Origin of the sequence: Streptomyces sp. NPDC092952 (assembly GCF_044754785.1) — a bacterium.
Classification (GTDB): domain Bacteria; phylum Actinomycetota; class Actinomycetes; order Streptomycetales; family Streptomycetaceae; genus Streptomyces.
The window spans coordinates 395,364-415,225 of the sequence record NZ_JBIVPT010000004.1; the positions used below are offsets into that span (position 1 = coordinate 395,364).

Sequence of the window (19,862 nt, forward strand, 5' to 3'; positions counted from 1 at the left end):
CTTGGCGCGCATCGATATCAACCGTCCCAAAGGGGAACGCCACCCATGTCCGAGCCGTCCCGCGAGCAGATCGTCTCCGCGCTCCACGAAAGGCCCGCCATCGCGCTGGCGCCCGGCACCCGGCTGGACGCCGAGCGGCCCGGTTCGCTTCCGGTGTCGCCCAGCGCCGTATGGGATCTGCCGGGCGGCACCGCCTGGGTGTACCGGGGTGAGGGGAACCCCGGTCTCGTACGGCCCGTGATCCTGGCCGACGGTTTCGGGACGGGCCCCAGTGAGCTGGAGTCCTCCTGGCAGGTCCTGGAGTTCGGCGACTATCCCCTCATCAGCGAGCTGCGCCGCCGTGGCCGTGACGTCATCCTGCTCGGCCACCACGAGCGCGGTGCGTCGATTCTGGACAACTCGCGCACCGCGCGCGCCGCGATCACCCGGGCCCTGGTGGAACGGCAGGGCGGCACCCCGCTGGTCGTCGGCGGGTTCAGCACGGGCGGGCTGGTCACCCGGCACGCGCTGGCCCGGATGGAATTCGAGGGCCTCGACCACGGGACGGGGCTGTACTTCTCCTACGACAGCCCGCACCGGGGCGCCTGGATCCCGGTCGCGCTCCAGGCGTTCGCGCACTATGTCAGGGACCTCGACGGCCGGTTCTCCGACCAGATCAACAGCCCGGCCACCCGGGAACTGCTGTGGCGGCACATCGGTACGTGGAACGGCACCCCGGACCGGGACGGGGCGCGCGCCACGTTCCTCGCCGAGATGGCGGCCGTCGGTGAGTGGCCGCGCCGTCCCCGGCTGATCGGTGTCGCCAACGGCACGGCCGACGGGGTCGGCACCGACGTGCGGGCGGGCGAACTGGCCCTGGAGGGCACGGGCGGATCGGTCGTCGGCACCCGTCTCCACACCCAGGCGCCCGGCCCCGACGAACCAGTGGCCAAGCTCCGGGTGGTGGCCGCGAAGACTCACGAGGTACGGACCACGGGGCTTCCCTCGATCGACGGCGCCCCCGGCGGCTCGCTGGAGGGCTTCGGCATCCTCGCCGACGGGCTCAACGCCCTGCACCCCGATCTCGGTCTCACGACCGCCGTGCGCATCCGGTCGCACTGCTTCGTACCGTCCGTCAGCGCGGTGGACATCGGCGAGCTGGACACGGACGACGAGTTGTACAAGGACATCTCCGCGCTTCCGGCCGGGACCGGCGGGCTGGACGCCTACCGGCTCGCCTCCCGGAACGAACCGCACGCGCTCGTGACCGGAGAGCTCTGCACCTGGCTCCTCAGCCATCTTCCGTAGCGAGAGCCGTCGTCCGCAACAGGGCACGGAACGCCGTTGGCCCCCGGGACCAGAGGGTCCCGGGGGCCAACGCCCGCAGAGCTCACAAGCCGTGCGGAAAGAACTGCCGATCCGTCAGGATCAGAAGTCCATGTCACCGCCCGGCATGCCGCCCGGAGCGGCCGCGGCGGCCTTCTCCGGCTTGTCGGCGATGACGGCCTCGGTGGTGAGGAACAGCGCGGCGATGGACGCGGCGTTCTGCAGGGCGGAGCGCGTGACCTTCGCCGGGTCGAGGATGCCCTCGGCGATCATGTCGACGTACTCGCCGGTGGCGGCGTTCAGACCGTGGCCGACGGCCAGGTTGCGCACCTTCTCGACGACGACGCCGCCCTCAAGGCCACCGTTGACGGCGATCTGCTTGAGCGGGGCCTCCAGGGCGAGCTTCACGGCGTTGGCGCCGGTCGCCTCGTCACCCGAGAGCTCCAGCTTCTCGAAGACGGCCGAGGCCTGGAGCAGAGCCACGCCACCACCGGCGACGATGCCCTCCTCGACGGCGGCCTTGGCGTTGCGCACCGCGTCCTCGATGCGGTGCTTGCGCTCCTTGAGCTCGACCTCGGTCGCGGCACCGGCCTTGATGACGGCCACGCCGCCGGCCAGCTTCGCGAGGCGCTCCTGGAGCTTCTCGCGGTCGTAGTCCGAGTCGGAGTTCTCGATCTCGGCGCGGATCTGGTTGACGCGACCCTGGACCTGGTCGCTGTCACCGGCACCGTCGACGATCGTCGTCTCGTCCTTGGTGATGACGACCTTGCGGGCGCGGCCGAGCAGGTCGAGACCGGCATTCTCCAGCTTGAGGCCGACCTCCTCGGAGATGACCTGGCCACCGGTGAGGATGGCGATGTCGCCGAGCATGGCCTTGCGGCGGTCGCCGAAGCCCGGGGCCTTGACGGCGACGGACTTGAAGGTGCCGCGGATCTTGTTGACGACCAGGGTCGACAGGGCCTCGCCCTCGACGTCCTCGGCGATGATCAGCAGCGGCTTGCCGGACTGCATGACCTTCTCCAGCAGCGGAAGGAGGTCCTTCACGTTGCTGATCTTCGAGTTGACGATCAGGATGTACGGGTCGTCGAGCGACGCCTCCATACGCTCCATGTCGGTGGCGAAGTACGCCGAGATGTAGCCCTTGTCGAAGCGCATACCCTCGGTGAGCTCCAGCTCCAGACCGAAGGTCTGGGACTCCTCGACGGTGATGACGCCTTCCTTGCCGACCTTGTCCATGGCCTCGGCAATGAGCTCGCCGATCTGGGTGTCGGCGGCGGAGATGGAGGCCGTCGAAGCGATCTGCTCCTTGGTCTCCACGTCCTTGGCCTGCTCCAGGAGGGCGGCGGAGACGGCCTCGACGGCCTTCTCGATGCCCCGCTTGAGCGCCATCGGGTTGGCACCCGCGGCGACGTTGCGCAGACCCTCGCGGACGAGCGCCTGGGCGAGAACGGTGGCGGTGGTCGTACCGTCGCCGGCGACGTCGTCCGTCTTCTTGGCGACCTCCTTGACCAGCTCCGCACCGATCTTCTCGTACGGGTCCTCCAGCTCGATCTCCTTGGCGATGGAAACACCATCGTTGGTGATCGTGGGGGCGCCCCACTTCTTCTCAAGGACGACGTTGCGACCCTTGGGGCCAAGGGTGACCTTGACGGCGTCGGCGAGCTGGTTCATGCCGCGCTCGAGACCGCGCCGGGCCTCCTCGTCGAACGCGATGATCTTGGCCATGTGAAGTGGTCCTCCCGGACAGGGGTGGATTTCTCCGGACCGGATGGCGCCCGCGACGGACGGCCTGCGTACCCGGTGGTTCCTTGCCCCACCGGGCTGCGGGCCTCACCGGCCCGGTCCAAGTTCTGTCACTCTCACCTGGAGAGTGCTAACGCCAATGATTAGCACTCGACCCCCGAGAGTGCAAGCGTCCCCCTCGGGATGTGGACAGTGCGCCGGGCGCGTAGCAGACGGTGCGCGGGGCGCGCCGGGGGGCCGGGCGGGGCGCGGGACGGGGTCCGCGCGCCGGGCGCGTCCGGGGCGCACTGAGGGCCCGTACCTCATGGGTACGGGCCCTCAGTGCGTGAGTGGCGTCGTTGGCCGACCGCTCGAACTCAGCCGACGGCGAGCTTGACCATGTCTGCCTGCGGCCCCTTCTGGCCCTGCGAGATCTCGAACTCGACTCGCTGACCCTCTTCAAGGGTGCGGTATCCGTCCATCTGGATCGCGCTGTAGTGGACGAAAACATCCGCACCACCGTCGACCGCGATGAAGCCGTACCCCTTCTCCGCGTTGAACCACTTGACGGTGCCCTGAGCCATGCCTAACTCCCCTATTACTGGCCCTTGCGCAGGACCGCACTTCGCGGACCCGGGTCAGAACTCCCCCTCCGACAGGTAGAGGGCGTGTGCGCCGGAACGCGTCGACCGCGGCTGAATGTATCTGTCCAACTGCCCTCTGCAACAGGTCAATCGGACGAGAATTCTGGGCAGCGTCGAACACCCGGATATGCGTGATTCGGAGGATTCCCGGGCAACTCGGGCCGGGCAAAAGTGACTTATGCCGCAAGCGGAACACGCACTTTGGCTGCATCTTGTCGTGGCCGGGCGCATTCTCATACGCGGTTGGCGCGAGCAGCTGGGGGGACTTCCCCTACTCTACCGCGCTCAACCATGCAGAATTGCCCCCTCCGTTTGAATCCGGAGAGGGCAATTCGACAACGCGGGCGACAGCGGCGGCCGATCGGCACGGCATCGCGGTGTCAGGGCGTCAGGACATCAGGGCACCGGAGTGTCAGCAGCCGCCGGCCACGGCCGGGATGATCGAAATGCCGGCACCGTCCGGCGTCGCGGTGTTCAGGCCGTCCTCGAAGCGGACGTCGTCGTCGTTGACGTACACGTTCACGAAGCGGCGCAGCTTGCCCTGGTCGTCCAGGACGCGGGCGGCGATGCCCGGGTGGTTCTGCTCCAGGGACTCGATGACCTGGGAGAGGGTCGAGCCCTCGGCCGGAACCTCGGCCTGGCCGCCGGTGTAGGTGCGGAGGATGGTGGGGATACGGACCTTGACGCTCATGGGTGGTGTCCTTCCTGGAGGCTCGGTTGATCAGCTGGTGGCGAGGCCGGCGGCGCGGAACGCCTCCAGGCTGGGACGGATCGTCGCGGTCGCCTGTGAGGTCTCGGCCACCGCGTCGAGGGTCTTGAGGCCGTCGCCCGTGTTGAGGACGACGGTGGTCAGCGAGGGATCGATCAGACCGGCCTCGATGAGCTTCTTCGTCACGCCGACCGTCACCCCGCCCGCCGTCTCCGCGAAGATCCCCTCGGTGCGGGCCAGCAGCTTGATCGCGTCGACGACCTGCTCGTCGTTCACGTCCTCGACCGCACCGCCGGTGCGGCGGGCGATGTCCAGGACGTACGGGCCGTCGGCCGGGTTGCCGATCGCGAGCGACTTGGCGATCGTGTTCGGCTTCTGCGGCCGGACGACGTCGTGACCGCCCTTGTACGCCACCGAGACCGGCGAGCACCCCTCGGCCTGGGCGCCGAAGAGCTTGTACGGCTTGTCCTCGACCAGGCCGAGCTTGATCAGCTCCTGGAGCCCCTTGTCGATCTTGGTGAACTGGGAGCCGGAGGCGATCGGGATGACCAGCTGGTCCGGGAGCCGCCAGCCGAGCTGCTCGCAGATCTCGTACGCCAGGGTCTTGGAGCCCTCGCCGTAGTACGGGCGCAGGTTGACGTTGACGAAGCCCCAGCCCTCGCCGAGCGGGTCGCCGATCAGCTCGGAGCAGAAGCGGTTGACGTCGTCGTACGTGCCCTCGATGCCGACCAGCTCGCCGCCGTACACCGCGGCCATGACGACCTTGCCCTGCTCCAGGTCGTGCGGGATGAAGACGCAGGAGCGGAAGCCGGCGCGGGCGGCGGCGGCGCCCACCGCACCGGCGAGGTTGCCGGTGGAGGAGCAGGACAGGGTGGTGAAGCCGAAGGCGCGGGCGGCCTCGATGGCCTGGGCTACGACGCGGTCCTTGAAGGAGTGCGTGGGGTTGCCGGAGTCGTCCTTGACGAACAGCTTGCCGGGCTCGACGCCCAGCTCACGGGCGAGGTTGTCGGCCTGGACGAGCTTGGTCCAGCCGGGGTTCAGGTTGGGCTTCTCGGCGACGTCGGCGGGGACCGGCAGCAGCGGGGCGTAGCGCCAGATGTTCGCCGGTCCGGCCTCGATGCGCTTCCTCAGCTCCTCGGGGGAACCGGTCGGCAGTTCGTACGCGACTTCGAGCGGGCCGAAACAGGAGGCACAGGCGAAAATGGGGCCGAGCTCGAAACGCTCGCCGCACTCGCGACAGGAAAGGCCGGAAGCGGGTCCGAGATCGACGGACGCGGCGGATTCGGTGGTGTCGACGGAAGCGTCGGTGCTTACTGCAGCGGTCTGCGCAGCCATGATGGCGAGGCCCTTTCTCCTCATCTTCCCCGCGGCGCGTTTCGCCACGAGACGGAATTGGCACCTTCCTCACCGGACCGCACGGTCGGTGAGGGGGTTGCCGGGACTTCAACGGGCCGTTCCCTCAGTCCCTCTGGATGAGCGCTGTGGCACCGGATCTTCGATCCGGGCATTTGTCGGCGGACGGACCCCGGCATGCGATGGTCGTCCGCGTTGTTCAAGACTGTAACCGAAGCCGCGGGCTGTTGAGATAGTCGTCCGACCCGCGAGATGGATCACACAACAGGGAGTACCGACCGTGCTGGAAGAGGTCGAGCATTGGCTGACCAGGCGCTCCTGGTCGGCCGCCGACCGCCCGCTGGACCACCTCCTGGCCGCCCGGGCCGCGGCCGGGGAGGCGGGGCGCGGGAGCGTCAGCGTCGTGCTGCCCGCGCTGAACGAGGAGGCGACGGTCGGCGAGATCGTCGCGACGATCCGGCGCGAGCTGATGGAGAAGGTCCGGCTGGTCGACGAGCTGGTGGTGATCGATTCCGGTTCCACGGACGCCACCGCCCGGGTGGCCCGGGAGGCCGGCGCACGGGTGGTGCACCGCGACGCGATACTCCCCCGGATACCGGCCGTGCCCGGCAAGGGCGAGGTGCTGTGGCGGTCGCTCCTGGTGACCGGCGGGGACATCGTGTGCTTCGTCGACGCCGACCTGAAGGACTTCTCGGCGGACTTCGTCTCCGGCATCGTCGGCCCGTTGCTGACCGATCCGGACGTGCAGTTCGTCAAGGCGATGTACGACCGCCCGCTCGGTGACACCGCGGGGCAGGGCGGCCGGGTGACCGAGCTGGTGGCGCGCCCGCTGCTCAATCTGCACTGGCCCCGGCTGGCCGGTTTCGTACAGCCGTTGGGGGGCGAGTACGCCGTGCGCCGCTCGCTGCTCGAACGACTGCCGTTCCCGGTCGGCTACGGGGTGGAGCTCGGGCTGCTGGTCGACGCGCTGCACACGGTGGGGCTGGACGCGCTGGCCCAGGTCGACGTGGGGGTGCGCAAGCACCGGCACCAGGACGGTCAGGCGCTCGGCCGGATGGCCGCGGCCATCTACCGCACGGCCCAGCTCCGGCTCTCCCGCGGGCACCTGGTGCGTCCGGCGCTCACCCAGTTCGAGCGCGGGGCGAACGGCTTCGTGCCCCGCACCCATGCGGTGGACACCGAGGAGCGGCCTCCGATGTGCGAGATCGAGGAGTATCTGGCCCGCCGCGCGGCCTGATTTCGCACGTTTGGGCGGTTCGCGATCGGGCTAGATTCCGCAACATGGTCTCCGCGCGCGATTCCCGCCCCACCGCCCGGCCCGACGACGCCCCGGCCGGCGGTCCTCCGGGCGGTGCCCGGGTGCTCGTCGCGTCCAACCGCGGCCCGGTCTCGTACACCCGGGAGCACGACGGCTCGCTCGCCGCGAGACGGGGCGGCGGCGGGCTGGTCTCCGGGCTGAGCGCCGTCGACGACAAGCTGTGGGTGTGCGCGGCGCTGGGCGACGGGGACCGGGAGGCGGTCCGGCGCGGGGTCGGCGAGCCGGGTGTGCGGATGCTCGACATCGACGCGGTCACGTACGCCGACGCGTACAACGGCATCGCGAACTCGGTGCTCTGGTTCGTCCACCACCTGCTGTACCAGACCCCGACGGAACCGGTCTTCGACCGGGAGTTCCGGCACCAGTGGGCGTCGTTCGAGCGGTACAACCGGGCCTTCGCCGAGGCACTCGCCGAGGAGGCCGGGCAGGGCGCCGACGTGCTGGTGCAGGACTACCACCTGGCGCTGGTGCCGGGCATGCTCCGCGCGCTCCGCCCCGATCTGCGCATCGGCCACTTCTCGCACACGCCGTGGGCGCCGGTCGACTACTTCCGGCTGCTCCCCGACGACATCGCCGAGCAGCTGCTGCGCGGCATCCTGGGCGCGGACCGGGCGGCGTTCCTGACCCGGCGCTGGGCGGACGCGTTCACCGACTGCTGCAACCGGATCCTGGGCGGCACCGGGGAGACCCGGATCGGGGTCCACGGGCTCGGCGCGGACGGGGACTTCCTGCGCCGCCGGGCCCACGAGGCGGACGTGGACGAGCGGATGGCCGCGTTGCGCGAGCAGATCGGCCCGGACCGGAGGACGATCGTGCGGGTGGACCGGACCGAGCTGTCCAAGAACATCGTGCGCGGCCTGCTCGCGTACCGGGAACTCCTGGCCGAGCGGCCCCAGTGGCGCGAACGCGTCGTCCACATCGCCTTCGCCTACCCCTCCCGGCAGGACCTGCTGGTGTACCAGGACTACACGGCCGAGGTACGACGGGTCGCCGACGACATCAACATGAAGTTCGGCACGGCCGGCTGGACGCCGGTGGTGCTGCACGTCGAGGACGACTTCGCCCGCTCGCTGGCCGCGTACCGGCTGGCGGACGTGGCGCTCGTGAACCCGATCCGCGACGGCATGAACCTGGTGGCCAAGGAGATCCCGGTCGTCTCCGACCACGGCTGCGCGCTGGTGCTGTCCCGGGAGGCGGGGGCCTACGAGGAGCTGGGCGACGATGCGGTCGTGGTGAATCCGTACGACGTGTCGGCGACGGCGGCGGCGCTGCACGAGGCGCTGACGATGGCCGAGGACGAGCGGGCGGCGCGCACCGAGCGCCTCGCCGCTGCGGCGGTCGCGCTGCCGCCGCAGCAGTGGTTCCTCGACCAGTTGGACGCGCTGCGGCGGGATTAGGGCGTGTCTTGGAGGTTGCCGGTCGTTCCGATGGTTTCGGCCAGTCGGGCGAGGAAGGCGACGACGCCTTCGGGGCCGTCGAGGCGCAGGTCGGCGCGGTCGGACAGTTCGGTGACCTCCGCGCTGCCGCTGCAGATCAGGAGTCCGGGGACGGCGTCGGGGCCGTCGGCGCGGAGCTTCTCCACCGCGGCGTAGGCGGCGAGGTCGCCGAGGTCGTCGCCCGCGAAGAGCACGGACCGGGCGCCGGTCTCCCGTAGGTACGCGGTGAGGGCCACGCCCTTGTCCACGCCGGGCGGGCGCAGTTCCAGGACCAGGCGGCCGGGCTCGACGACCAGCCCGTGCCGGGCGGCCAGCTCGCCCAGGGGTCCGCGCAGGGCTTCGAACGCGCTCTGCGGGTCGGTGGCACGGCGGGTGTGGACGGCGATGGCCCGGCCCTTCTCCTCGGTCCAGGTGCCGTGCCAGGAGCCGGAGCGGTCCAGGACGCCGGGGAGTTCGGCGCGGACGGCGGCGATGCCGGGGTGCGGGGCGGGGGCGTGGACGGTGCCGGTGACGGCGTCCCAGCGCTCGGCGCCGTAGTGGCCGAGGACGACGAGGTGGTCGAGGCCGGGGACCCCGGCGAAGCCACCGTGCCGCACCGCGACGCCGGCCGGGCGGCCGGTGATCACGGCGACGGAGGCCACCTTCGGGGCGAGCGCGGCGAGGGCCGGTACGGCGCCGGGGTGGGCGCGGGCCTGCTCCGGGTCCGGGACGATGTCGGCGAGGGTGCCGTCGAAGTCGAGCGCGATCACGGCACGGTCGGGGCGGGCGAGGATCGCGGCGAGGGCCTCTCGGCCGGCCCCGGTGGTCGGGACCGGGAGCCCGGCGGGCGTCCCGTCCGGGGCGGGGGTGGGTGCGGATGCGGGGGTGGGTGCTTCCGGGTTGCTGCCCATGGGGCGAGCCTATAGCCGGGGAACGGGGCGGGGGCGGCCGTCGGCCAAGGACGGTCCCGGGCGGGATCCGGCACCCGGCGGGGTCCGGTCCGGGGCCGGGGCGCGTTGCCCGGTCCGTTCCCGGGCCGGGCGCGTTCCCCGGCGGACCCGCCGCGTTCCCTCTCCGCGAAGACCGTGCCCGGTCGTCAGCGGCGGGCGCGGCGGGCGTCGCGTATCCGGCGCAGGCGGTTGACGGTGACCGGGTCCTCCGCCAGGGCGCGGTGGTCGTCGAGGAGGGCGTTGAGCAGCTGGTAGTAGCGGGTGGGCGAGATGCCGAGCTGCTCGCGGATCGCCCGCTCCTTCGCCCCGGGGCCGGACCACGACTGCCGTTCGACGGCCAGCACGGCGCGGTCGCGCTCGGACAGGGCGTCTTCGGGGGTGTCGGGCCCGGGGTCGGAGGTGGTCATATCAGCCAACCTATCCCCCGCCCGGCGGGCCGCCACCCGTGCCGGTCCCCGCTACTTCCCGCGCTCCGCCGCGGCCGCGTCGCGGGCGACCAGGCCCAGTGTCCTCTCCGGGCTGCCGCCCGGCTCGACGGCCCGGCCCATGTTCTCCTTGAGCGAGGCGCTGGTCCGGGCCCAGGAGGTCTTGCCGTACGGGTAGAACTGCGAGTCCGGCAGCGCGGCCAGGAACTTCCGCAGCGACGCGTACTTCGGGTCGGCCTCCATGGCCGCCGAGGCGCTGTCGGTGACCGGGAGCATGTCGTACTCGTCGGCGAAGGCGATGACGTTCTTGTCGGTGAACAGGTAGTCGAAGAACTTGCCCAGCTGCACGCGGTGGCCGTTCTGCTTGAAGCCCATGATCCAGTCGGCCACGCCCAGCGAGCTCCGCCCGGGGCCGTCCCGTCCGGGCATCGGCACCATGCCGACCGACACGCCCTTGCGCGCGGCCTCCTGCATCAGCGTCGGGTGCCCGTTCAGCATGCCGACCCGGCCCTCGGTGAAGGCGGCGAACGCCTTGCGCCGGTCGAGTTTCCCGGGGGCCTGCGGGCCGACGAGCCCGGGGTCGACGAGGTTGGTCTTCAGCCATCCGAACGTCGCCGCGTTCTCGGTGGAGTCGATGTCGTACGAGCCGCTGTCGTCGGTGTAGCCGCCGTCCCCGCCGAGCAGCCACATCATGGTCTCGGCCTGGGCCTCCTCCTGGCCGAGCGGCAGGGCGAAGGGGTACGCCACGCCGCGCTGCTTGAGCGCCGCCGCGTCGGCGCGGATGTCGGCCCAGGTCCGGGGGGCGGCGAGGCCCGCCTGGGCGAAGAGCTTCTTGTTGTAGAAGAGCAGCCGGGTGCTGGCGACGAACGGCAGTCCGTACTGGGTGCGGTTGACGCTGCCCGCGTCGGCGAGGGGCGGCAGGAAGTTGGCCTGGGTACGTATGGACAGCATCTGGTCGGCCCGGTAGAGCTTGTCGGCCGCGGCGTAGTCGGCGTAGGAGGCGACCTGGGCGATGTCGGGGGCCTGCCCCTTCTTCACCATCTCGGCGACCTCGCGGTCGATGTCGTCCCAGGAGCGGATGCTGACGTCGACCTTGATGCCGGGGTGGGAGGACTCGAAGCCCGCGACGACCTTGTCCCAGTACTTCTGGGAGCTGTTGGCCGGGCCGGTTCCGTAGTCGGCCGCGACGAGTTTGAGGGTGACGTCGCCCGAGTCCCCGTCACCGCCCCCGCAGCCGGCCAGCGCCGCCGTCATGCCCAGTGCGGTGACGACCGCCGTCAGTACCCGGTAGCGCAGTTGCACAGCCCCGACCGTCCTCGTCCATCGCGTTGTCGGCACCGGCCGTGCCGGTGCCGGGGTCCTTGGATGAGGAGCGATCCTGCACCAGTCGATCATGAAGGTCTACACCTTCGGCGGTCTCGCTTTCGCAACGCGACCGGTACGTCACCAGGTGCTGCCGCCGGAAGCGGGCGCCCACCTTGACCGTGATTTTGTATGCATCCGCAACAAAACGGGTTAGTGGACTAGACCTTTTTCGATCCTCGGGCGAAACTGTTTCCCGTGAAACACGTCATCGCCCTCGATGTGGGCGGCACCGGAATGAAGGCCGCACTGGTCGGGGCCGACGGCGCGCTGCTGCACGAAGCGCGACGGGCGACCGGCCGCGAGCGCGGCGCCGACGCGGTCGTGGAGTCGATTCTCGGCTTCGCCGCCGACCTTCGGGCGTACGGCGAGGAGCAGTTCGGCGAGGGCGCCGTGGCGGCCGGGGTGGCCGTTCCCGGCATCGTCGACGCCGCGAACGGGATCGCGGTCTACGCCGCCAACCTGGGCTGGCGCGACGTCCCCCTGCGCGGCCTGCTCGGCGAGCGGCTCGGCGGCGTACCCGTGGCGCTCGGCCACGACGTACGCACCGGAGGGCTGGCCGAGGGCCGGATCGGCGCGGGCAGGGGTGCCGACCGCTTCCTCTTCGTCCCGCTCGGCACCGGCATCGCCGGGGCCATCGGCATCGCCGGGACGATCGAGGCGGGCGCACACGGATACGCGGGCGAGATCGGGCACATCGTGGTCCGCCCGGACGGCCCCGACTGCGGCTGCGGCCAGCGCGGCTGCCTGGAGACCCTGGCCTCGGCCGCCGCCGTGAGCCGCGCCTGGGCCGCCGTCTCCGGCGACCCCGAGGCGGACGCGGCGGACTGCGCGAAGGCCGTCGAGTCCGGCGACCCGGCGGCGGTGGAGGTCTGGCGGAACGCGGTGGACGCGCTCGCCGCCGGGCTGGTCACCGCGCTGACCCTGCTCGACCCGCGCACGCTCATCATCGGTGGCGGTCTCGCCGAGGCCGGGGAAACCTTGTTCACACCACTCCGTGCGGCCGTCGAGGAACGCGTCACGTTCCAGAAGCTGCCCCACATCGTCCCGGCAGCCCTCGGGGACACCGCCGGATGCCTGGGCGCGGGGCTGCTCGCCTGGGATCTTCTCTCCACGGAGGTATCCGCCTGATGGCCGGACGCGCAGACAGCACGGTTCTCGCAGGTGCCCGGGTGGTCCTTCCCACCGGGACCGTCGAGAACGGCCGGGTGATCGTCGAAGGCACCCGGATCGCGGGCAGCGCGGCGCAGGACGCCCGGACCCTCGACCTGAGCGGCCACTGGCTGGTGCCCGGCTTCGTCGACATGCACAACCACGGCGGTGGCGGCGCGTCCTTCACCTCCGGCACCGTGGACGAGGTCCTCACCGGCATCCGCACCCACCGGGAGCACGGCACCACCACCCTGGTCGCCTCCACGGTCACCGGCGAGATGGACTTCCTCGCCCACCGGGCCGGGGTCCTCTCCGAGCTGGTGGAACAGGGCGACCTGGCCGGCATCCACTTCGAGGGACCGTTCATCTCGCCCTGCCGCAAGGGCGCGCACAGCGAGAACCTGCTGCGCCACCCGGACCCGGCCGAGGTCCGCAAGCTGATGGACGCGGCGCGCGGGACCGCGAAAATGTTCACCCTCGCCACCGAACTGCCGGGCGGCATCGACTCGGTGCGGCTGCTCGCCGAGCACGGCGTGATCGCCGCGATCGGCCACACCGACGCCACGTACGAGCAGACCGTCGAGGCGATCGACGCGGGCGCCACCGTCGCCACCCACCTCTACAACGCGATGCCGCCGCTCGCCCACCGCGAGCCCGGCCCGATCGCGGCGCTGCTGGAGGACGAGCGGATCACCGTCGAGCTGATCAACGACGGTACGCATCTGCACCCCGCCGCCCTGGAGCTGGCCTACCACCACGCGGGCGCCCACCGGGTCGCGCTGATCACCGACGCGATGGACGCGGCCGGCTTCGGCGACGGCCAGTACCAGCTCGGCCCGCTCGCGGTCGAGGTCAAGGACGGCGTCGCCCGGCTGGTCGAGGGCAACTCGATCGCGGGCTCCACGCTCACCCTGGACACCGCGTTCCACCGGGCCGTCACCATCGACCGGATCCCGGTCGAGGACGTCGTCCAGTCCATCTCCGCCAACCCGGCCCGGCTGCTCGGCCTGTACGACCGGGTCGGCTCGCTGGAGCCGGGCAAGGACGCCGACCTGGTGGTGCTGGACGAGGACTTCGTCCTCCGGGGCGTCATGCGCAAGGGCGAATGGATCAAAGAGCCCGAAATTGCCTGATACCGCGCATTATTGACGGCGCGTCGAATACGTAACAAAGAGGCGGCGGTTGGTCCCGAGGTCTGGGCCGACCGCCGCCTCTTTGACATGATCGCCTGGAAAACAGCCGGTGAATCGGTCGACGAAGGCGCGCTCCACCCCGGTTCCGCGCTTCGGAGCAGGGTGGGAGGAAGGCGGTCGCGGTGATCCTCACGGTCACACTGAACACGGCGCTCGATCTGACGTACAGCGTGCCCGCGCTCGTCCCGCACACCAGCCACCGCGTCCGCGAGACGTCCGAGCGGCCCGGCGGCAAGGGGCTCAACGTGGCCCGGGTCCTCTCCGCACTCGGCCACGACACCGTGGTCACCGGCTTCGCCGGCGGCCCCACCGGCGCCCTCCTGCGCGAACTGCTCGCCACCGCGGCCCCCTCGGCCGCCGCTCCGGTCACCGACGCCCTGGTCACCGTCGCCGGGAACACCCGCCGCACCATCGCCGTGGCCGACCGGACCACCGGCGACACCACCCAGCTCAACGAGCCCGGCCCGCAGATAGCCGCCGGCGAATGGGCCGCCCTGCTGAGCCGGTACGAGGAACTGCTCACCGGGGCCGACGCCGTCGCGCTCTGCGGCAGCCTGCCGCCCGGCATCCACGTCAGCGCGTACGCCGAACTCGTCCGGGCCGCCCGCGCCGCGAAGGTCCCCGTCCTCCTCGACACCAGCGGCGAACCGCTGCGCCGCGGCATCGCCGCCCGCCCCGACCTGATCAAGCCGAACACCGAGGAGCTGGCCCAGCTCACCGGCGCCCGGGAACCGGCCCGCGCCACCCGCGACGCCCGGCGGCGCGGCGCGCACGGCGTCATCGCCTCACTGGGCCCGGACGGGCTGCTCGCACTCGTCCGCGAGGGCGGCTGGCGGGCCCGGCCGCCCGCCTCCGTCCAGGGCAATCCGACCGGCGCGGGCGACTCCGCGGTGGCCGGGCTGCTGTCCGGGCTCGTCGAGGGGCTGAGCTGGCCGGACCGGCTGCGGCGGGCGGTGGCACTGTCGACGGCGACCGTGCTCTCCCCCACGGCCGGTGATTTCGACCGCGCGGCGTACGAGGAGCTGCTGCCGCGCGTCGTCATCGAGGAACACGCACCGGCGGCCTGAGGGGCCGCGCCGTACCGGACCCCGCCCGCTCGCGGTCCGGAGGAAGCAACAAGAGGTCCGCATGCCGCTCGTCAGCACCGGTGAACTCGTCTCCGCCGCCCAGGCCCGGGGACACGGAATCGCCGCCTTCAACGTCATCACCCTGGAGCACGCGGAGGCCATCGCCGCCGGGGCGGAGCGCGCCGGGGCGCCCGCGATCCTCCAGATATCCGAGAACGCCGTGAAGTTCCACGGCGGACGGCTCTCCGGCATCGCCGCCGCGGCCGCCGCCGTCGCCCGCACGTCGAGCGCCCCCCTCGCCCTCCACCTCGACCACGTCGAGTCCGTGGAGCTGCTCCACCAGGCGCACGCGGAGGGCTTCGGCTCCGTCATGTTCGACGCGTCCCGGCTGCCGTACGAGGAGAACGTGCGGGCCACGGCCGAGGCGGTGGCCTGGGGCCACGAGCGCGGCATCTGGATCGAGGCCGAGCTGGGCAAGGTCGGCGGCAAGGAGGGCGAGGCCCCGCTCGACGCCCACGCCCCCGGTGTCCGCACGGACCCGGACGAGGCCGCCGCGTACGTGCGCGAGACCGGGGTGGACGCGCTGGCCGTGGCGGTCGGCTCCTCGCACGCCATGACCGAGCGCACCGCCGCCCTGGACCACGAGCTGATCGGGCGGCTGCGCGCGGCCGTCCCGGTGCCGCTGGTGCTGCACGGCTCCAGCGGCGTCCCGGACCCGGAGATCCGCCGGGCGGTCACCTCGTCCGGCATGGTCAAGATCAATGTGGGCACCGCCCTGAACACCGCGTTCACCGGAGCGGTCCGCGCGTACCTGGCCGAGCACACCACCGGCGTCGACCCGCGCAAGTACCTCGCCCCGGGCCGCGAGGCGATGACCGGCACGGTGGCCGGGTTCCTGGCCCTGATGGGCTGATCGCCCCCGGTACGCGAGAACGGTCCGGTACTCCGCGCCCGAAGGCGTGGGGTACCGGACCGTTCTGCGTACGGATCGGATCAGCGCTTCACATGACCGGCCTTGAGCGACAGCTGGTCGAGGTTGGCGTCGCACTGGTCGCCGTCGTTGCAGGAGATCATCAGGGTGTTCGGGCCCTTCTTGAGCTCGACCCACGCGAAGGTGGTCGTCCAGCCCTTCTCCAGGTCCCCCTCGGACGCCTTGGCGTAGTTGTTCATGTTGATGCCGCGCGGGGCCTCGGAGTTGACCGTCAGGGACGTCTTGGCGTCCTTGCCCGGCACCCCGTACGTCACGAAGAGCGTGTACGGGCCGTCCTCCGGGATGTCGACCGCCCAGGTCGCGGACCGGCCGACCTCGTTGAGGTTGATGTACTGGCCGTTGGCGCTCTTGGCACCCTTGGTGCTGTTGTCCAGCGTCGCCGAACCGCCGAGCTTCAGCGAGGCCGCGTCCTGCTTGGGCAGCTCGACCGGGGCATCGGGGCTGGCGGACTCCTCGGGCTTCGAGGACTCCTCGACCTGGCCGCCGGGGGCGGCGGAGGAGTTCGCCTCGCTCTTCTTGTCGTCCTTCTTGTTCTTCTCCGAGATCAGCGCGGCGCCGATCCCGATGAGAACGACCAGGACCACCGCGACCGCGCCGATCAGCAGGCCCTTGGTGTTCGGCCCGCCCCTGCCCGGGGTCTCGGGACCGCCGGGACGGCCCTGGCCGCCCTGCGGCGGGGCCCCGGGGTACGTCTCGGGGGCCGCGTACTGGGCGCTCGGCTGGCCGTACTGCTGCTGGCCGTACTGGCGCTCACCGACGGCACGCACCTGGTTGTACGACGTCCGGGGCACTCCGCGCTGCGGTGCCACCGGCGGGTAGCCGTAGCCGCCCTGTCCCGGCGGCTGGGCGCCCGCTGCCTGTCCGTCCTCGTACAGGTAGCCGAACGGATCGTCGTCCTCGGGCGTGTTTGCGCCGTTGTTCCCGGCCGTCATCCCTGGGTCACTCCTCACCATCTCGCCAGCCGTCGCCGAATAGTGCCAGCCGTGGCCGACCGGCCGAGCCTACCCCGAACGGCCCAGGCCAAGAATCGCCGTCCACCGCGGCCGCGTCCCGGCCGGGGCGGCGGCGCGGCCCGGGAGCGGCGGTCCCGTTAACCTCAGCCGGCTCTGCGGTGAACCTTTGAGCGGGACCGCTTCTCCACGTACATCCGCTGGTCGGCGGAGCGCAGCACTTCCTCGGCGGTCATCCCGCAGGCGGCCCAGCCGATGCCGAAGCTCGCCCCGACCCGGACCGCCCGGCCGTCCACCCTGATGGGCGGGATGATGGCGTTCCGCAGCCGGACGGCGAGGTCAGCGGCGTCCGCCTCGCCCAGCCCGTCGGCGAGGACCACGAACTCGTCACCGCCGAGCCGGGCCACGGTGTCGCCGTCGCGGACGCCGGTGGTGAGCCGGCGGGCGACCTCGATCAGCACGGCGTCGCCGGTGTGGTGGCCGAAGCGGTCGTTGATCGACTTGAAGCCGTCGAGGTCGCAGAAGAGGACCGCCAGCCCCTTCGCCCCGTCGTCGTGCCCGGTGTCGGGCGCCACGACGTGCACATGGTGGTCGTACGGGCCGCCGGGGGCCTGGTCCACCTCGTAGCCGCGCCCCGGCTGGTCGTCGGGGTCGCGGTGGGCCGCGTCCGGCGACTCCAGGGCCGCGCCCGGGCGCTCGCAGAGCCGGGCGCTCAGCCGGGAACGCAGCTCGGCGCTGTTGGGCAGACCGGTGAGGGCGTCGTGCGAGGCGCGGTGCGCGAGATGCAGCTCGTGGCGCTTGCGCTCCTCTATGTCCTCGACATGGGTGAGCAGGAAGCGGGGGCCGTCCGCCGTGTCGGCGACCACGGAGTTGCGCAGCGAGACCCAGAGATACGTACCGTCCCGCCGCCCGAGCCGCAGCTCGGCCCGGCCGCCCTCGGCGGAGGTCCGCAGCAGGGTGCCGATGTCCTCCGGGTGGACCAGGTCGGCGAAGGAGTAGCGGCGCAGCACCGAGGCGGGGCGGCCGAGCAGCCGGCACAGCGCGTCGTTGGTGCGCAGCAGCCGGCCGTGCTGGTCGCCGCCCATCTCGGCGATGGCCATGCCGCTGGGCGCGTACTCGAAGGCCTGGCGGAAGGACTCCTCGCTGGCCCGCAGCGCCTGCTGCTCCCGTTCGAGGCGGACCAGTGCCCGCTGCATGTTTGCTCTGAGCCGGGCGTTGCCTATCGCAATGGAGGCCTGCGAGGCGTACATCTGGAGGGCTTCGCGGCCCCAGGCGCCGGGGCGGCGGCCGTTGCGCGGCCGGTCCACGGATATGACCCCCAGCAGATCGGCGTCGCCGCCGGTCGCGTACATCGGGGCGTAGAGGCGGTCCTGGGGGTGCCACTCGTCCTCGAAGCGGGGGTCGGGCCCGTCGGTGTGCCACTGGGGCACGTCGTCGTCGAGGAGGACCCAGCCGTCGGTGTGCGGTATGAAGCGGAGCTCGTCCCAGGCCTGCCCCATCATCAGCCGACGCTCCCAGGAGGAGCGCGAGCCGACCCGGCCGGTGATCAGGGCCTCGGCCGCGCTGTTCCCGGCGAAGGCGGCGACGACGAGGTCACCGTCGGCGCGGACCAGATTCACACAGGCCAGCTCGTAGCCGAGACCGGTGACGATTCCGTCGGCCACGGTCTGCAGCGTGTCGGCCAGGCTCCGCGCCGTGTTGAGATCGGCCACGGCCTGGTGCAGCTGCCGCATCGTCGCAAGGCGGACGTACGGCTCCGACTCGGCCTCCATCGTTCGCACTCCCCGAGACCTCGACAGCACTCCAGGTTTCATATCGACGTACTAACCGCAGTGTCATCGCAACTGAATCACAGTGAGCTGTGCCACCGGTACACAGGGTCAACGAAAAACGCACTCTGTGACTCAAGTCACAAGAGATGGTAAAGAATCGGGGGTGGTGGGTGAATTCGCCCCGTTCTTTTGCCGAACGCAAATCCGGGCGCCCCAGGGGCGGCACGGGAGCGGTACGGGGGACGGGGCGGGGACGTCCGCGACGGCCGGCGGGCGACGGTCCGGCCGTACGGGGACGGCTGGTCCTAGGACCAGGCTGGTCCCATGGCCCGATGCGGAGGCTCTCGCTCCACGGCTAGCGTGCCGGTGTGTCCCAGACGATGACCTCAGCCCCGCGCCCCCGGCCCGTCCCCCATGCTGAGGGGGTGAGCAACGATGAGTTCCGCGCCGCCCTCGCCCGGCTGGCCGCCGGCGTCGTGCTGGTCACCGCCCAGGAGCCGCCGCTGGACGAGGACGGACGCGGCGAGGACGCCGGGATGACGGCGACCGCCTTCATGTCGGTCTCGCTGGACCCGCCGCTGGTGATGGTCAGCCTGCGCAACGGTTCCCGGATGGACGACCTGCTGGACGAGCAGCCGCTGTGGGCGGTCTCCGTGCTCGCCGAGGACCAGCGGCACATCGCCGGACGGTTCTCGATGAAGGGCCGGATCAGCGACCGGCTGCTGTTCGAGGAGCTCGACTGCGCCCGGGGGCCGATCACCTCGGCACCGCTGGTCGACGGTGCGCTGGCCACGCTGGAGTGCCGTACCGAGCAGCGGGTGGTGGCCGGTGATCACACGCTGGTCATCGGCCGGGTGCTGGGCGCGAAGCTGCCCTCCGGGGGCGGCACGGCGCCGCTGATGTACTTCCGGGGGCAGTACCGGCACCTGAAGTAGGGGTCGCCCCGGTCACGCGGCGGCGGACCGCCCCGGCCGCGGAGGAGAGGGGTGTCCCGTCACCAGTCGCGGCCGGAGCGGCCGCGCTTGGTCTCGCCGCGCTGCTTCTTCTCGCGCAGCCGACGTTCGTTGATCCCCCGGGGAATGCGGGTCTTGCGGCGCGGTCGGGGCGGCGGGGCCGTCGCCTCGGCGAGCAGGGAGGCCAGCCGGACGAGCGCCGTCTCGCGGTTGCGCCACTGGGAGCGGTGCTCGGAGGCGCGGACCGCGATCACGCCGCCCACCATCCGGCCCTCCAGCCGCTGGAGCGCCCGCTCCTTCCACACCTCGGGGAGCGCTTCGGTCGCCGCGAGGTCGAAGCGGAGCTCGACCTGGGAATCGCTGGTGTTGACGTGCTGGCCACCGGGCCCCGAGGACCTGGAGAAACGCCACATGAGCTCGGCCTCCGGCAGGGAGACCGAACCGCGGATGACATAGGGCCCGGACATGACACCCATGGTCCCCGCTCAACGGGGGGTACGTCACCTTCTTTTCCCCAGGGGGTGGCACGTCCGGCCGGGGATTTCGGTAAAGAAAGCAAAGGGATCAGGAACCTCCTGGTC

Annotated in this window: 18 protein-coding genes and 1 riboswitch; of the genes, 8 read left to right on the plus strand and 10 right to left on the minus strand. The window is 71.5% G+C overall.

All coding sequences use genetic code 11. From position 1 onward, the window contains the following. The first annotated feature begins 45 nt into the window (after window positions 1-45). Window positions 46-1,287 (plus strand): esterase/lipase family protein, encoded by a 1,242-nt coding sequence (locus tag ACIQGQ_RS12875; protein ID WP_402394317.1) that lies wholly within the window; start codon window positions 46-48, stop codon window positions 1,285-1,287. 120 nt (window positions 1,288-1,407) lie between these two features. On the opposite strand, the gene groL is transcribed toward ACIQGQ_RS12875, so the two are convergent. The 4 genes from groL to thrC all read right to left on the minus strand — a co-directional run bounded on the left by groL (window position 1,408) and on the right by thrC (window position 5,715). After that, a complete protein-coding gene (gene groL / locus ACIQGQ_RS12880; RefSeq protein ID WP_352280049.1) occupies window positions 1,408-3,030 on the minus strand; it encodes a chaperonin GroEL in 1,623 nt (540 codons plus the stop codon). A 374-nt stretch (window positions 3,031-3,404) separates the two neighbouring features. Further along, a complete protein-coding gene (locus tag ACIQGQ_RS12885) occupies window positions 3,405-3,611 on the minus strand; it encodes a cold-shock protein (protein WP_003967346.1) in 207 nt (68 codons plus the stop codon). Window positions 3,612-4,083: 472 nt separating this feature from the next. Continuing rightward, a complete protein-coding gene (locus ACIQGQ_RS12890; protein ID WP_402394321.1) occupies window positions 4,084-4,362 on the minus strand; it encodes a ubiquitin-like small modifier protein 1 in 279 nt (92 codons plus the stop codon). A gap of 30 nt (window positions 4,363-4,392) precedes the next feature. Beyond that, window positions 4,393-5,715, minus strand: coding sequence for a threonine synthase (gene thrC, locus ACIQGQ_RS12895; protein ID WP_402394324.1), 1,323 nt, complete (start codon window positions 5,713-5,715; stop codon window positions 4,393-4,395). Window positions 5,716-5,732: 17 nt separating this feature from the next. Next, window positions 5,733-5,859: riboswitch (SAM riboswitch) on the minus strand. Between the two features lie 154 nt (window positions 5,860-6,013). Between thrC and ACIQGQ_RS12900 the strand changes: the two genes are divergently transcribed. Continuing rightward, on the plus strand, window positions 6,014-6,970 hold the full coding sequence (locus tag ACIQGQ_RS12900) for a glucosyl-3-phosphoglycerate synthase (RefSeq protein WP_366298378.1): 957 nt from the start codon (window positions 6,014-6,016) through the stop codon (window positions 6,968-6,970). Window positions 6,971-7,014: 44 nt separating this feature from the next. After that, complete coding sequence (locus ACIQGQ_RS12905) at window positions 7,015-8,448, plus strand: trehalose-6-phosphate synthase (RefSeq protein WP_402394327.1); 1,434 nt, start codon at window positions 7,015-7,017, stop codon at window positions 8,446-8,448. Here ACIQGQ_RS12905 and otsB read toward each other — a convergent pair. The 3 genes from otsB to ACIQGQ_RS12920 all read right to left on the minus strand — a co-directional run bounded on the left by otsB (window position 8,445) and on the right by ACIQGQ_RS12920 (window position 11,095). Continuing rightward, a complete protein-coding gene (gene otsB / locus ACIQGQ_RS12910; RefSeq protein WP_402394329.1) occupies window positions 8,445-9,377 on the minus strand; it encodes a trehalose-phosphatase in 933 nt (310 codons plus the stop codon). The two genes, ACIQGQ_RS12905 and otsB, sit on opposite strands and share 4 nt — an antisense overlap. 185 nt (window positions 9,378-9,562) lie before the next feature. Further along, entirely contained in the window at window positions 9,563-9,823 is a 261-nt protein-coding gene (locus ACIQGQ_RS12915) for a DUF3263 domain-containing protein (RefSeq protein WP_402394332.1), read from the minus strand. Window positions 9,824-9,874: 51 nt separating this feature from the next. Then, entirely contained in the window at window positions 9,875-11,095 is a 1,221-nt protein-coding gene (locus ACIQGQ_RS12920) for an extracellular solute-binding protein (protein ID WP_402394827.1), read from the minus strand. A gap of 306 nt (window positions 11,096-11,401) precedes the next feature. On the opposite strand from ACIQGQ_RS12920, the gene ACIQGQ_RS12925 reads away from it, so the two are divergent. The 4 genes from ACIQGQ_RS12925 to ACIQGQ_RS12940 all read left to right on the plus strand — a co-directional run bounded on the left by ACIQGQ_RS12925 (window position 11,402) and on the right by ACIQGQ_RS12940 (window position 15,528). After that, entirely contained in the window at window positions 11,402-12,334 is a 933-nt protein-coding gene (locus tag ACIQGQ_RS12925; RefSeq protein ID WP_402394335.1) for an ROK family protein, read from the plus strand. After that, complete coding sequence (gene nagA / locus ACIQGQ_RS12930) at window positions 12,334-13,488, plus strand: N-acetylglucosamine-6-phosphate deacetylase (protein WP_402394338.1); 1,155 nt, start codon at window positions 12,334-12,336, stop codon at window positions 13,486-13,488. The genes ACIQGQ_RS12925 and nagA overlap by 1 nt, the downstream gene beginning before the upstream one ends. A 182-nt stretch (window positions 13,489-13,670) precedes the next feature. Then, window positions 13,671-14,615 carry a 1-phosphofructokinase family hexose kinase gene (locus ACIQGQ_RS12935; RefSeq protein WP_402394341.1) on the plus strand — a complete coding sequence of 315 codons (945 nt, stop codon included), beginning with the start codon at window positions 13,671-13,673 and terminating at the stop codon, window positions 14,613-14,615. A gap of 61 nt (window positions 14,616-14,676) precedes the next feature. Further along, window positions 14,677-15,528 (plus strand): ketose-bisphosphate aldolase, encoded by an 852-nt coding sequence (locus ACIQGQ_RS12940; protein WP_402394342.1) that lies wholly within the window; start codon window positions 14,677-14,679, stop codon window positions 15,526-15,528. Window positions 15,529-15,608: 80 nt separating this feature from the next. Here ACIQGQ_RS12940 and ACIQGQ_RS12945 read toward each other — a convergent pair whose 3' ends face one another. Both ACIQGQ_RS12945 and cdgB read right to left on the minus strand, forming a co-directional pair. Then, entirely contained in the window at window positions 15,609-16,538 is a 930-nt protein-coding gene (locus ACIQGQ_RS12945) for a carbohydrate-binding protein (protein WP_402394345.1), read from the minus strand. A gap of 164 nt (window positions 16,539-16,702) precedes the next feature. Then, window positions 16,703-18,328, minus strand: coding sequence for a diguanylate cyclase CdgB (gene cdgB, locus ACIQGQ_RS12950; protein WP_402394348.1), 1,626 nt, complete (start codon window positions 18,326-18,328; stop codon window positions 16,703-16,705). Between the two features lie 425 nt (window positions 18,329-18,753). Between cdgB and ACIQGQ_RS12955 the strand changes: the two genes are divergently transcribed. After that, window positions 18,754-19,263 (plus strand): flavin reductase family protein, encoded by a 510-nt coding sequence (locus tag ACIQGQ_RS12955; protein WP_402394350.1) that lies wholly within the window; start codon window positions 18,754-18,756, stop codon window positions 19,261-19,263. 59 nt (window positions 19,264-19,322) lie between these two features. Here the strand turns inward: ACIQGQ_RS12955 and arfB are convergent, their stop codons facing one another. Next, the gene (gene arfB / locus ACIQGQ_RS12960; RefSeq protein WP_402394353.1) at window positions 19,323-19,757 is read right to left on the minus strand and encodes an alternative ribosome rescue aminoacyl-tRNA hydrolase ArfB; all 435 of its coding nucleotides are present in this window, start codon (window positions 19,755-19,757) and stop codon (window positions 19,323-19,325) included. Between the last annotated feature and the right edge of the window lie 105 nt (window positions 19,758-19,862).

What these genes read in the sequence shown, in the direction of transcription:
- ACIQGQ_RS12890 (WP_402394321.1), bottom strand. Translation starts at nt 4,362, where the DNA reads ATGAGCGTCAAGGTCCGTATCCCCACCATCCTCCGCACCTACACCGGC.
- otsB (WP_402394329.1), bottom strand. Translation starts at nt 9,377, where the DNA reads ATGGGCAGCAACCCGGAAGCACCCACCCCCGCATCCGCACCCACCCCC.
- thrC (WP_402394324.1), bottom strand. Translation starts at nt 5,715, where the DNA reads ATGGCTGCGCAGACCGCTGCAGTAAGCACCGACGCTTCCGTCGACACC.
- ACIQGQ_RS12905 (WP_402394327.1), top strand. Translation starts at nt 7,015, where the DNA reads ATGGTCTCCGCGCGCGATTCCCGCCCCACCGCCCGGCCCGACGACGCC.
- groL (WP_352280049.1), bottom strand. Translation starts at nt 3,030, where the DNA reads ATGGCCAAGATCATCGCGTTCGACGAGGAGGCCCGGCGCGGTCTCGAG.
- ACIQGQ_RS12945 (WP_402394345.1), bottom strand. Translation starts at nt 16,538, where the DNA reads ATGACGGCCGGGAACAACGGCGCAAACACGCCCGAGGACGACGATCCG.
- ACIQGQ_RS12875 (WP_402394317.1), top strand. Translation starts at nt 46, where the DNA reads ATGTCCGAGCCGTCCCGCGAGCAGATCGTCTCCGCGCTCCACGAAAGG.
- ACIQGQ_RS12885 (WP_003967346.1), bottom strand. Translation starts at nt 3,611, where the DNA reads ATGGCTCAGGGCACCGTCAAGTGGTTCAACGCGGAGAAGGGGTACGGC.
- ACIQGQ_RS12940 (WP_402394342.1), top strand. Translation starts at nt 14,677, where the DNA reads ATGCCGCTCGTCAGCACCGGTGAACTCGTCTCCGCCGCCCAGGCCCGG.
- ACIQGQ_RS12915 (WP_402394332.1), bottom strand. Translation starts at nt 9,823, where the DNA reads ATGACCACCTCCGACCCCGGGCCCGACACCCCCGAAGACGCCCTGTCC.
- arfB (WP_402394353.1), bottom strand. Translation starts at nt 19,757, where the DNA reads ATGGGTGTCATGTCCGGGCCCTATGTCATCCGCGGTTCGGTCTCCCTG.
- nagA (WP_402394338.1), top strand. Translation starts at nt 12,334, where the DNA reads ATGGCCGGACGCGCAGACAGCACGGTTCTCGCAGGTGCCCGGGTGGTC.
- ACIQGQ_RS12920 (WP_402394827.1), bottom strand. Translation starts at nt 11,095, where the DNA reads ATGACGGCGGCGCTGGCCGGCTGCGGGGGCGGTGACGGGGACTCGGGC.
- cdgB (WP_402394348.1), bottom strand. Translation starts at nt 18,328, where the DNA reads ATGGAGGCCGAGTCGGAGCCGTACGTCCGCCTTGCGACGATGCGGCAG.